The organism is Microbacterium shimangi (assembly GCF_043556445.1).
In the GTDB taxonomy this organism is placed as follows: domain Bacteria; phylum Actinomycetota; class Actinomycetes; order Actinomycetales; family Microbacteriaceae; genus Microbacterium.
Genome location: NZ_JBIGII010000004.1, coordinates 290388 through 303446 on the forward strand (window position 1 = coordinate 290388; position 13059 = coordinate 303446).

The 13059-nt window shown below is 67.3% G+C and carries 9 protein-coding genes; 6 read left to right on the plus strand and 3 right to left on the minus strand.

Annotated elements, in window-relative coordinates; genetic code table 11:
* Positions 1-4: 4 nt before the first annotated feature.
* Together ACFXQA_RS08215 and ACFXQA_RS08220 are read right to left on the minus strand one after the other, a co-directional pair.
* Positions 5-1045: a hypothetical protein gene (locus ACFXQA_RS08215; protein ID WP_394519331.1), complete on the minus strand. Its 1041-nt coding sequence runs from the start codon at positions 1043-1045 to the stop codon at positions 5-7.
* 197 nt (positions 1046-1242) lie between these two features.
* Entirely contained in the window at positions 1243-2037 is a 795-nt protein-coding gene (locus tag ACFXQA_RS08220; RefSeq protein WP_394519332.1) for a CPBP family intramembrane glutamic endopeptidase, read from the minus strand.
* 97 nt (positions 2038-2134) lie between these two features.
* Here ACFXQA_RS08220 and ACFXQA_RS08225 point away from each other — a divergent pair, with 97 nt between their 5' ends.
* The 4 genes from ACFXQA_RS08225 (at position 2135) to ACFXQA_RS08240 (ending at position 8542) form a co-directional block, all read left to right on the plus strand.
* Positions 2135-3823 (plus strand): ABC transporter substrate-binding protein, encoded by a 1689-nt coding sequence (locus tag ACFXQA_RS08225; RefSeq protein WP_394519333.1) that lies wholly within the window; start codon positions 2135-2137, stop codon positions 3821-3823.
* 182 nt (positions 3824-4005) lie between these two features.
* Entirely contained in the window at positions 4006-5796 is a 1791-nt protein-coding gene (locus ACFXQA_RS08230; protein ID WP_394519334.1) for an ABC transporter family substrate-binding protein, read from the plus strand.
* A gap of 153 nt (positions 5797-5949) precedes the next feature.
* Complete coding sequence (locus tag ACFXQA_RS08235; protein WP_394519335.1) at positions 5950-7494, plus strand: ABC transporter permease; 1545 nt, start codon at positions 5950-5952, stop codon at positions 7492-7494.
* A 34-nt stretch (positions 7495-7528) separates the two neighbouring features.
* On the plus strand, positions 7529-8542 hold the full coding sequence (locus tag ACFXQA_RS08240) for an ABC transporter permease (protein ID WP_394519336.1): 1014 nt from the start codon (positions 7529-7531) through the stop codon (positions 8540-8542).
* Positions 8543-8556: 14 nt separating this feature from the next.
* Here the strand turns inward: ACFXQA_RS08240 and ACFXQA_RS08245 are convergent, their stop codons facing one another.
* On the minus strand, positions 8557-9159 hold the full coding sequence (locus ACFXQA_RS08245; protein ID WP_394519337.1) for a PH domain-containing protein: 603 nt from the start codon (positions 9157-9159) through the stop codon (positions 8557-8559).
* Between the two features lie 62 nt (positions 9160-9221).
* Here ACFXQA_RS08245 and ACFXQA_RS08250 point away from each other — a divergent pair, with 62 nt between their 5' ends.
* Positions 9222-10988 carry a dipeptide ABC transporter ATP-binding protein gene (locus ACFXQA_RS08250; protein ID WP_394519338.1) on the plus strand — a complete coding sequence of 589 codons (1767 nt, stop codon included), beginning with the start codon at positions 9222-9224 and terminating at the stop codon, positions 10986-10988.
* A gap of 105 nt (positions 10989-11093) precedes the next feature.
* Entirely contained in the window at positions 11094-13004 is a 1911-nt protein-coding gene (gene typA / locus ACFXQA_RS08255; protein ID WP_394519339.1) for a translational GTPase TypA, read from the plus strand.
* Positions 13005-13059: the final 55 nt, after the last annotated feature.

Below are 13059 nucleotides of genomic sequence, written 5' to 3' on the forward strand. Positions count from 1 at the left end.
GTGCCTAGCCGGTGAGACTTGGCGCTGCGTCCGAGAATTGGTGCGGCGCACTGATTCCCCGACGCCGCGCCGATTCGCTGGGCGACAGAGAGCGCGAATGGCTGCGCAGGGTCGTCAGTGCGGCATTGTTCCGGCGAGCCAGAACGGGGAGCCCCATCAGGGCGAGCTTCCGGTCGAGCGGTTCCGCGCGCATCGTGTCGCGCCAGTCCCATCTGCCGAAGGAGCGCTCGTAGCGGCGAAGGCGATCCTCGCGGACCTTCTCCGCCCGGAGCCGCTCTCGAACCTCTTCCGGGGTGCCCTCGTATTTCCCCCAGCCGTCCGACTCACCGATGGCGCGGTACTCACGCCAGAAGAAGTCAGCGCGGTCGGTGATTCCTTCGTACCTGAAGGTGTGTTGCAATTCCGGTCGCGGGTATCCCAGCCATTCGATGACGGCTCGGCTCACCGACTCGCCGGGCGACTCGGGCACGGCATCAATCCGATCGGCGAGCCACCGCAAGCGGGCGCGGCCTCGGGGGCTGATCTGCTCCGTGACGCCGCGCCGGAACGCGGCTATCGCGGCGGCCGCGTCGATGGACGACCGAGCCGCGGAGTCGGCGACGGCCAGTCCGAACGCCGGTGGGAGGACTCGGCCCAGATCGAGCGCGGTCTGGATGGAGGCGGTGACACGCAGGCCTCCGGTGCCGGCGAACAACGGGCGGTCCTGAGCGCTGGTGTGAATGACTACGTCGCCGTACCGCGTCGACGTAGGGCGGCCCTGCGCGTAGGTGTGGATATCTCGCGGCTCGCCGAAGACCGGCATGCCGAGCAGCACCGCCGCCGACTCGAGGCAGAACACCGCACCCGGCGAGACGAGCGCATAGGCGTGCACGCGTGAAAGGTACCTCTCCCAAGGGTGCAGCTTCGCCCACGCTGCGGAACGGGCGTACACGCGAAAGCGCACCCGCAGCATGGTCGCGGCCGTGCGAAGTCTCGTCGAGCCGATACCGTCGTCCGCGGCGAGGTAGAGCTCCACGGGCGAGGGATGAAGCGTGATGAGGGGCATCACGTCAGCGTGGCCCTTACGCTCTCGCCGCAGGCTGGGGCCTGGATCACCGTGGACAACCGCCCGCGTAGCCGGGTGGGGGAGGAATCGTCGGTGAACACTCGATCGGTGCGGCGTCTGACAATCACCGCGGCGCGCCGAGTCCCTGACGCCCGGCCGATTCTCGCGGATGCGCGGGCGCGGGCGGGCGAGGGGGGTCAGGATGCTGGCGCGAAGACGCCGGGCCACAGCGCCGCGGCGACGGGGTAGCCGACGAAGGCGACGACGTCGAGCAGCGTGTGCGCGAGGACGAGCGGCATGACGCGACCCCAGCGGCGGTAGCACCATCCGAAGACGAGGCCCATGACGAAGTTTCCCAGCACCGCGCCGAGGCCCTGGTAAGCGTGGTAGGCCCCCCGGAGCGCGGCGGTGGCGACGATGATCGTCCACCACGACCAACCGACGCGCCGCAGCCGGTCGAAGAGGTAGCCGATGAAGATGACCTCCTCGGTCAGACCCGCGCGCATCGCCGACAGCACGAGGAGCGGAACGACCCACCACGCGGAATCGAGCGGTGAGGCCTCGACGGCGACGTTGAACCCGGTGAGCCGCGCCACGGCGTACAGGCCGAGCCCGGGGATGCCGATGAGGGCGGCGAGAGCGAACCCCCGGCCGAGGTCGCCGCCGAAACGCGTGAAGTCGAGCCCGATGCGGCGCAGTGCGTTCGTGCCCGGCTCCCACAGGAGATAGATCACCAGTGCGACGATCGTCAGCCCGAACGCGATCGACAAGAAGCGGTAGACGACGTCCCAGAGCGCCTCCGAATCCTGCGCGGGGTTCAGCTGGGTCTGCTGCTCGCCGATCGGGGTCGTGCGCATCGCCGCGCGGATGAGCGACAAGACCGAGTACAGCGCCGACTGCCCGACGCTCACGGCCAAGACCAACGAGATCTCCCATGCCCACCGGGCGCGACCGCCCGGCGAGGTCGGTGCGGGCACGGCTTCGGTGGGCATCCTCCCAGGGTGCCACAGCACGGTGTGCGACCATCTGAAAGTGTTTCACGCAGGAGGTTTACGGTTTATGGGTTCGGGACGAACGCCGAGGAACATCGTGGGTGCAGCGGTTGCGACCGTTGCCGCTCTGGTGGTGCTGAGCGGATGCACCGCCGTGCCGCCCGAAATCGCCCCGACGCCTCCACCCACGACCGTCACCGTCGGTACGGTCGGACAGCTCACGAGCTTCAACCCCGAGACCGCGCACGGCGCGACCGGCGCGAACCTGGCCGTCGCCCAGTACCTGCAGGAGTCGTTCGCCTTCATCGGCGACGATCTGCAGGTCACCGCCAACATGGGTTTCGGCGAGGTCGAGAAGATCTCCGACGATCCGCTGACGGTCGTCTACACGCTGCACGAGGGGCGCATGTGGTCGGACGGCACGCTGGTGTCGCTCGAAGATCTGCTCTTCGGCTGGGCGGTGAGCTCGGGATGGTTCGACGACGCCACGTACGACGAGCAGGGCAATGTGGTCAGCGGCACCCGGTACTTCGACACCGCCGATACGCCGGCTCCCTACCGCAACACTTCACGCGCCGAGCTCAATACCCGCCAGCGCACCCTGACCGTGACCTACGACGACCCGTTCGCCGATTGGAACCGGCAGTGGCTGCTCGATCGTCCCGTGCACGTGGTCGCCGCGAAGGCGGGGCTGCCTGCCGGAGAGATACTCCGCGCGATCCGCGAGTCCCCCCAGGGCGACCCCGAGGCGCCCGCCGAGCCGAATCCGGTGCTTTTGGCGGCCGGAAAGGCGTGGTCCACCGGCTTCGACGTCGACCCGAACGCGCCGGACCTCTCCACTGCCGTCTCGAACGGGCCCTATCTCGCGGAGTCCTGGCAGGGCGACCGGCTCGAACTCGCCCGCAACCCCGATTACGCGGGTACCCATTACCCGGCGTTCGACCGCCTCACCGTGAGATTCTTCCCCGACGATGAGGCTCAACTCGCCGCCGTGCGCTCGGGCGAGGTCGACGTGGCGAATCTCGGCAGCCTCTCGGAGGCATCGATCGCCGACCTCGAGAGCAGCGGCGCCGACATCCTCACCGGTCCGCGTCCGCGCACCATCAGTCTCGTCTTCGTCGACGAGGCCGAGCGCCTCGAAGAGACGACCCGAGAAGCCCTCATGCTGTCGCTCGACCGCGATGAGCTGGTCGCCGAGACGGTGAAGGCGACGAATCCGGATGCTGCGCCGCTCCGCTCCTTCCTCGCGTCAGCGGCATCCGGCTCGGCGTACGACGACATCATCGCCGACAACGGCTCGCCGGGGGGCGGCGCCGATACTCGTCGCGCCGCCGAACTCCTCGATGGGGACGAGCCGCAGGTGCGGGTCCGTTACGACCCGACAGACCCGCTCTCGGCTGATCTGTTCACTGAGATCACCCGGATGGCTGACGTCGTAGGGATCGACGTGCGCTCCGCGACCGGCGATGACCCGGCCGACGCGGAGTTGGTGTCGTCGGAGGTGACCGCTTCGCTCTACGAAACCGCGCGCGAGCGCGTCGTGGGGGGAGCGGGCGGAGCTGACGCGGTACGAGCGCTCATCGAGATGCGCGAGAGCACCGATCCCGAGCACGTGGTCGAGGTCGCTCAGGAGATCGATCGGGAACTCTTCGACGACCTCTACGGCATGCCGTTGGTCGAAGCATCCGGAGTCGTCGCCCACTCGGCGACGGTGGGCGGTGTCTCGTATACGGCCTCGCCCTGGGGAGCGCCCCGCGAGTTTTGGACCTGGCAACCCCTGAACTGACCGCGCACCGGAGTGGCTTTGTCAGATTGCTACATCGGTGAGGGGTCGAGTTAAGGGTATGTAACGTTTGCGACCACAGTTTTGACCAAGGCTGGTCGTTTACCTATCGTTTCCCTAACTGCGTCCCGTTGAGGGCCCCCCGATTCGGCGTGGACGCGCTCACCCCTTGCACAGGAGGAAATGTGTTTTCACACACGTGGCGCAAGCGCGCCCTCGTAGCCGGAACGGGCATCGCGGTCACCGCGCTGGCCCTCGCCGGTTGCACCACCGCGCCCCAGGCAGAGACCCCGACCGAGAGCGGCGGGACGATCACGGTCGCCACGACGAACGCCTTCACTTCGTTCAACGCCGACACCCCCGACGCGAACCTCGACACCAACGGCATGGTGGGTTACCTGACCGGTGTGTCGGGCGGCCTCGGCCTCGGCGGCTTCCTCCGTCTCGACAAGGACTACAGCGTTCTGCAGAACGACGACTTCGGCACCATGGAGGTCGTTTCGGAGGACCCCCTGACGGTCTCGTACACCCTCAACGAGGGCCTGACCTGGTCGGATGGCGAGCCCATCACCGCGGACGACATGCTCGTGAACTGGGTCATCAGCTCGGGCTACTTCAACGACGCGGAGATCGACCCCGCAACGGGCGACGTGACCAACGGCGGCACGCAGTACTTCAGCCTCGCCGGCAGCACGGCGGGCATCGACACCACCGCTTACCCCGAGTTCGGCGACGACGACCTGTCGATGACGATCACCTACAGCGACCCCTACGTCGACTACACCCTCTTCAACCCGATCGGCAAGCCGGCACACGTGCTCGCCGAGAAGGCCGGCGTGTCGGTCGATGAGCTCGTCGAGAAGATCTCGACCCTCCCCAAGGGCGACGTCGCTGCGCCCGTCGCTGCCGACCCTACCTTGAAGGCCGTCGCCGACTTCTGGAACACCGGTTACGACGTCACGACGATGCCGACCGACGAGAGCCTCCTCGTCGCGAGCGGCCCGTTCATCGTGACCGACTTCCAGCCCGAGTCGAACATCACGCTGGAAAAGAACCCCGAGTACAAGGGTGAAATGTCGCCCGCGTACGACCAGCTCGTGATCCGTTTCATCGGCGACGCGAACGCCCAGGTCACGGCCCTCCAGAACGGTGAAGTCAACGCCGTCCAGCCGCAGCCGTCGGCCGACACGTTGGCCGCGCTCGAAGCGAACGGTGCCACGGTTCACGCCGGCGACCAGCTCGCGTACGACCACCTCGACCTGAGCTTCTCGGGTGTCTTCGCCGACGCGAACGTGCGTGAGGCCTTCCTCAAGACCATCCCGCGTCAGCAGATCCTCGAGTCGATCGTCACCCCGGTCAACCCCGACGCCGAGGTTCTGAACTCGCAGATCTTCCTCCCGACCGACGCCCAGTACGGCGACGCCGTCGCCGCCAGCGGCTACGACGCCTACACCGAGCCCGACATCGAGGGCGCCAAGGCCCTCCTCGCGGGCGCGACCCCGACGGTGAAGATCCTCTACAACACCAACAACCCGAACCGTGTCGACAGCTTCCGTGCCATCCAGCAGTCGGCTCAGGAGGCGGGCTTCGTGATCGAGGACGCCGGCTCGCCCGACTGGAGCTCGCTGCTCGGCAGCGGCACCTACGACGCGTCGATCTTCGGCTGGGTCTCCCCGGGTGCCGGTAACGCTGCCCTGCCGCAGATCTTCAAGACCAACGGTGGCGGTAACTACAACCTGTACAGCAACGCCGACGTGGACACCCTCGTCGACGAGAGCCAGGTCACGGTCGACGAGGATGAGCTCGGCCAGATCAAGATCGACATCGACGCAGCGACGGCGAAGGACTTCTACGGTCTGCCGCTCTTCCAGTCGCCGGGTCTGTTCGCAGACAACGGCACCGTCACGGGCATCGACTACTTCGGTGGACAGACGGGCATCGTGTGGAACGCCCAGGAGTGGACCCTGGCCGGCTGATAGCCGCCCGGTGACCACTGGCTGAACCGCATCTCAGCGAGGCGCCGGAGTCGAAAGGCTCCGGCGCCTCGCCTTGCCCGTCTCGGGTAGCCGTTATCCTGTCGTGATCGCATCTGCGATGCGCGCACCCTCTCGACCGAAGGAAGTCCCGCGATGGTCGGATTCGTCCTCAGGCGCATCGCCGTCTCCATCCTCGTTCTGCTGGCGGCGTCGTTCATCATGTACGTCTTGTCGGCGAACTCCGGCAACCCGCTGGAAGACCTCCTGGGCAGCAACAGTCCCAACCGCGATCAGCTGATCGCCGCGCGCATCAGCGCGCTCGACCTGGATGTGGCCCCGCCGCTCCGGTATTTCATGTGGCTCGGCGGCGCCGCTCAGTGCCTCGTGCCGTTCGTCGGTCAGTGCGACCTCGGCGTGACGATCTCGAACGCACCGGTTGCGGCGATCCTGCCGGCCGCCATGGCCTCGACCATCCAGCTCGTCACGGTCGCGTTCGTCATCGCCATCGTCCTCGGCGTCTCGGTCGGTATCATCACCGCACTCCGCCAGTACAGCGGGTTCGACTTCGGCATGACGCTCGTCAGCTTCTTCCTCTACTCGCTGCCGTCGTTCCTTATCGCGGTGCTCCTGAAGGAGTTCCTCGCGATCGGATTCAACGACTTCCTCGTCTCGGCGACGTCGATCCCGCCGGTGGTGATCGTGGTGATCGCCCTGATCAGCGCCGTCGTCTGGCAGGCGATGATCGGTGGCAATCGGCGCCGACGTCTCTTCGTCGCCCTGGTGTCCGCGGGCGCCACCGCAGCGCTCCTGGTGTACTTCGACCTGGCCGACTGGTTCCGCAACCCGGGATTCGGCCCCGTCGGGCTCTTCCTCCTCATCGCCGGCACGGTCGTGCTCACGACGGCGCTTCTGGCCGGACTCGAGAACCGTCGAGCGTTGATCGTGGCGGTGATCAACGGAGTTGTCGCCTACATCGCCTATTTCGCGCTTCAGGGCCTGTTCGACATCTCGTCGCTGGGAACGCTGATCATCCTGGGTGTCGCTCTGGTCGCGATCGGAATCATCTCCGGTCTCGTCCTCGGCGGTAACGATCGGGGTCTCGCTGCCCGCATCGGTGCGATCGTCGCCCTCATCTCCTATGCGCTCGTCGTGCTGGATCGCTTCATGCAGTCGTGGCCCGCGTACGTGAATTCGCCGCGTATCGGCGGGCGTCCCATCGCGACCGTCGGCGCGAGCACACCTGGTTTCAACGGCGACGTGTGGCTGACGGGGATCGATTCCTTCACCCACCTCCTGCTGCCCACGATCGCGCTGCTGCTCATCTCGTTCGCCGGGTACACCCGGTACGCCCGCTCGGGACTCCTCGAGGTGATGAACCAGGACTACATTCGGACGGCCCGTGCGAAGGGCCTCGGTGAGCGAACGGTCGTCATGCGCCACGCGCTGCGCAACATGCTCATTCCCATCGTCACCCTCATCGCGACCGACGTCGGCGCGCTCTTGGGCGGGGCGGTCATCACCGAGCAGGTCTTCGCCATCAGCGGGATGGGACAACTTTTCGTCTCGTCGATCCGGCGCGCCGACCTGAACCCCGTCATGGGGTACTTCCTGGTGATCGCGGTGACGGCGATCCTGTTCAACTTCCTTGCCGACCTCGCTTACGCCGCGCTCGACCCGCGCGTGCGGGTGGCGGCATGATCTGCGACGACCGCTTCGGCGGGGAGGTTACGCGATGACTCAGATGATGCCCGAGCCGGTGGACCCGCAGACGGGCCCCCCGACCACGCAGACCATCGACACCACCGTCGGGGTCAGCCAAGGCCGGTTGATTCTCCGCCGGTTCCTGGCGAACCGGGTTTCGGTGGTGTCCGGCATCTTGTTCGTGCTCATCGCCGTGTTCTCGATCTCGGCGGTCGGCATCGGACCCATCCCGGGCTGGTGGAAGTACGACTACTCGACCCTCAACGCCCAGCTCGACGGCGGCGCCCCCACCATGTCGATCCTCCCGCAGTGGCTCGGCGGATCGGGAGTGGCGTTCGGGGAGCACCCCTTCGGACAGGACCGCATCGGCGTCGACTACTTCGCGATGACGATGCGGGGGATCCAGAACTCGATCCTGGTGATGTTCGTGATCGGCATCGTCGGTACCGTCGTCGGCACCGTGATCGGTGCGCTGGCGGGGTACTACCGCGGAATCGTCGACTCGATCCTCATGCGCATCACCGATGTCTTCATCGTGATCCCCGTACTCGTGATCGGCGCGGTCGTCGGTCGGACCGTGGGCAACATCGGAGTGCTCCCGCTCGCCTTCTTCCTCGCGATGGTGTCGTGGATGGTCATCGCGCGTCTCGTCCGGGCCGAGTTCCTGTCGCTGCGGGAGCGCGAGTTCGTCGAGGCCGCCCGCGTCGCGGGAGCCAGCGATGCGCGCATCATCTTCAAGCACATCCTGCCGAACGCGATCGGGGTCGTCATCGTGGCCGCCACCTTGCTCGCGGCGTCCGCCATTCTGCTCGAGACTGCGCTGAGCTATCTCGGGCTCGGTGTGAGACCGCCCGAGGTGTCGCTCGGCCTCATCATCTCCGACAACCAGTCGGCGTTCCAGACGCGGCCGTGGCTGTTCTGGTGGCCGGCGGCGTTCATCGTGATTCTGGCGTTGCTGATCAACTTCGTCGGCGACGGCCTGCGCGACGCGTTCGATCCGCGGCAGAAGCGTTTCTCGCTGCGCCGGACGAAGGAACAGGCGTGACCCTTCCCACGCTCTCAGACGAGCAGCGCCGCTCCGGCGAGGGCGAGAACGGCCGTCGCCACAGCGGCTATCGCGCCCACGCGGGGGACCGGGCGCACGGTGATCGACTCGGCCAGACCCGTTTCGATCAGCCCGCGATCACGACGGTCGTGCCACCGCGCGAGGACCAGCTGCGCGGCATCCCCGGAGTCGGTTCCCGGCAGGTCGCCGGGACGCACCCCGGTGGATTCCGCGCCGGTGCGTCGTCGGTACGACCGGGCGGCGCGCAGCGACGAGAGCGAGCCGGGCGCCGGAGCGGCCGTAGCGCGGACGCGACGATGGGGCGTCCGAAGGGTCAACGCGAACTGCGTCTCGACGTGGATCAGCGCCTCCCACGGAACGCGGCACGCACTGAAGACATTGGTCACTTCGACGCCGCCGTCGTCGACGCTGAGGCGCGGCGACCACAGCAGCGCCCACACCAGCGCGGCGCCACCGGCGCATCCCAGCGCGACTCCCGGGAAGACCGAGAGTCCGCCCGGCGTCACCAGGGTGACGACCACCGCGGCGGCGAGCAGACCCCACGCCACGAAGCTCAGCACTTTGTTGAACGTCGAGCGGAAAACAACGGCTGCCATACGGCCATTCTCCCATCCACGATCGTCGCGCCCCTTCGGGTGACGGCGGGAAGGATCGCATCATGAGCACTCCCGTCCAGCCCAAGGCGCCCGCACTCGAGATGACCGACGTCAGCGTCGACTTCGCCGTCGACGATGTGTGGGTCCCCGCGGCGAAGCATCTCGACTACCGCATCGAGCGCGGCCAGGTCGTGGCAGTGGTCGGCGAATCGGGGTCGGGGAAGAGCGCGAGCTCGATGGCGATCCTCGACCTCCTGCCCCGCAACAGCCGGGTCCGCGGCAGCATCAAGCTCAACGGGCGCGAGATCACCGGGCTGACCCCGCGGCAGCTGCGCCAACTCCGCGGCCCGCAGGTCGCAGCGATCTTCCAGGAGCCGATGACGGCGCTGAACCCCGTGCTGACGGTCGGCTTCCAGGTCATCGAGGCGATTCGGGCGCACACGTCGAAGAGCCCGTCGGAAGCGCGCGAGCGCGCCATGGAGCTCCTCGGCCTGGTCGGTCTTCCCGACCCGGCGAAGGCGTTCGCGTCTTATCCGCACCAGCTTTCGGGTGGCCAGCGCCAGCGTGCGATGATCGCCCAGGCCATCAGCCTCGACCCCGCGCTCCTCATCGCCGACGAGCCCACGACGGCGCTCGACGTGACCGTGCAGGCGGAGATCCTCGATCTGCTCCGCGACCTCCGGGACCGTCTCGATTCGGCGATCCTCCTCATCACCCACGACATGGGCGTCGTCGCCGACCTCGCCGACTGGATCATCGTCATGAAGGACGGTGAGGTCGTCGAGCAGGGCGAGGTGTCGCAGGTGCTCCGTTCCCCGCGAGACCCGTACACGAAGGAACTCCTCGCGGCGGTGCCCCGTTTGGGTGAGGGCGCGGGCGGCGACGAGACGGTCGACGTCGTACAGGCACTGGCGCAGGTCGTCCAGGAAGTACAGGGGGGCGGCGACGAGCGGGCGGTGCCGGATGCTGCTGCCCCGGCGCCCCTGGTCGGCGAACCCGTCCTTTCGCTCGACCGCGTCTCGGTCGAGTACGGAAAGCGGGGGAAGGTCGGCGCGTTCCGAGCGGTCGACGAAGTTTCGCTCACGATCGCCGAAGGCGAGATCCTCGGTCTGGTCGGCGAGTCGGGGTCGGGGAAGTCCACGATCGGCCGCGCAGCCATCGGCCTGCAGCCGATCGCCGGGGGCAAGCTCGTGGTCGACGGCGTGGACATCAGTGCGGGGGGTCGCAAGCTGATCGGTTCGCTCCGCCGTCGGGTCGGCATCGTCTTCCAAGACCCCTCGTCTTCACTGAACCCGCGTCTCCCCATCGGCGAGAGCATCGGCGAACCGCTTCTGCTGTCGGGCGAGGCCAAGGGGGCAGAACTCGACCGCCGCGTCGAGACGCTGCTCGACGAGGTCCGTTTGCCCCGCAGCTACCGCAACCGCTACCCGCACGAGCTCTCGGGCGGGCAGAAGCAGCGAGTGGGCATCGCCCGGGCCCTGGCCCTGAAGCCGCGCCTTCTGGTGGCCGACGAGCCGACCAGCGCACTCGACGTATCGGTGCAGTCGCGCGTGCTCGAACTGCTGGTCGAGCTGCAGCGCGAGTACCGCTTCGCGTGCCTTTTCATCAGCCACGACCTCGCCGTCGTCGACGCCATGGCCGACCGCATCGTTGTGCTGCACAACGGCAAGATCGCCGAGCAGGGCACGCGTGACGAGATCCTCCGGTCTCCGAAGGAGGCGTACACGCAGCGCCTCATCGCGGCCATCCCGGTGCCCGACCCCGAGATCCAGGCGGCCCGCCGCGCTCTGCGTCACCAATTGCTGAAGGCCGAACGCGACGCATCCTGACTCGGGATTCGGGGTCTGAAACGGTCGTGACCGCTTGCTGAGCCGGGCCGGATAGAATAGAAGCGCCCGCTTTCGGGCACCCTCCCCGAACTGCAAGGATTATTCATGGCGCACGCCCTCCGTTCCGACCTGCGCAACGTCGCAATCGTCGCGCACGTCGACCACGGCAAGACGACGCTCGTTGACGCGATGCTCCGCCAGACGGGATCGTTCGGCTCTCACGAGCACATGGAAGAACGCGCCATGGACTCGAACGATCTCGAGCGCGAAAAGGGCATCACGATCCTCGCGAAGAACACCACGATCACCTACACCGGCAAGCACTCCGAGACGCCGATCACCATCAACGTGATCGACACCCCGGGCCACGCCGACTTCGGCGGTGAGGTCGAGCGCGGCCTCTCGATGGTCGACGGCGTCGTGCTTCTGGTGGATGCTTCGGAGGGCCCGCTTCCGCAGACCCGTTTCGTGCTGCGCAAGGCTCTCGAGTCGAAGCTCCCCGTCATCCTCCTGGTGAACAAGACCGATCGTCCTGACGCCCGTATCGCCGAGGTCGAAGAAGAGGCGCACGACCTTCTTCTCGGGCTCGCCTCCGACCTGCAGGACGACGTTCCCGATCTCGACGTCGACGCACTCCTCGACGTGCCCGTCGTGTACGCCTCCGGTCGTGCGGGTGCCGCATCGCGCAACCGCCCCGACAACGGCTCGCTGCCCGACAACGACGACCTCGAGCCGCTGTTCGAAGCGATCCTGGAACACGTTCCCGCTCCGGCGTACGACGACGAGGCTCCTCTCCAGGCGTGGGTCACCAACCTCGACTCCTCGCCGTTCCTCGGCCGACTCGCGCTCCTGCGTGTCTTCAACGGCACGCTGAAGAAGGGCCAGACCGTGGCCTGGGTGCGCGCTGACGGATCGACCGCGAACGCCCGCATCACCGAGCTGCTGAAGACCCGCGCGCTCGAGCGTTACCCCGCCGAATCCGCCGGCCCCGGCGACATCGTCGCCATCGCCGGCTTCGAAGACATCACGATCGGCGAGACGATCGCCGACCCCGACGATGTGCGACCGCTCCCGCAGATCCACGTCGACGACCCGGCGATCTCGATGACGATCGGCACGAACACCTCGCCGATCATGGGCAAGGTCAAGGGCCACAAGCTCACAGCCCGCATGGTGAAAGACCGCCTCGACCGCGAGCTCATCGGTAACGTCTCGATCCGCGTGCTCGACATCGGTCGCCCGGATGCCTGGGAGGTCCAGGGCCGTGGCGAACTCGCGCTGGCGATCCTCGTCGAGAACATGCGTCGCGAGGGTTTCGAGCTCACCGTGGGTAAGCCCCAGGTGGTCACGAAGAAGGTCGACGGCAAGACGTACGAGCCGTTCGAGCACCTCACGATCGATGCGCCCGAGGAGTACCTCGGCGCGATCACCCAGCTCCTGGCGGCGCGCAAGGGCCGCATGGAGAACATGACGAACCACGGCACCGGATGGGTGCGCATGGAGTTCATCGTTCCCTCGCGCGGTCTCATCGGGTTCCGCACCGAATTCTTGACCACGACGCGGGGCACCGGCATCGCCAACGCGATCTCGCACGGCTACGAGCCATGGGCCGGCGCGATCTCGACCCGCCAGAACGGATCGATCGTCGCCGACCGCGCCGGTGTCGTCACCCCCTTCGCGATCATCGCCCTGCAGGAGCGCATGTCGTTCTTCGTGCAGCCGACGTGGGAGGTCTACGAGGGCATGGTCATCGGCGAGAACTCGCGCGCCGACGACATGGACGTCAACATCACGAAGGAGAAGAAGCTCACCAACATGCGTGCGGCGAGCTCCGACACCTTTGAATCGATGACCCCGCCGCGTCTGCTCACGCTGGAGGAGAGCCTCGAGTTCGCCCGCGACGACGAATGCGTCGAGGTCACCCCCGAGTCGGTCCGCATCCGCAAGGTCGAGCTCGACGCGAATGCCCGCGGCCGCAGTGCCTCGCAGCGCAAGCGCCAGGACGCCGGCTCCTGACCTAGCGTCATCGTCACCGGAAGGGCCCGCCGATTCGTCGGCGGGCCCTTCTGGG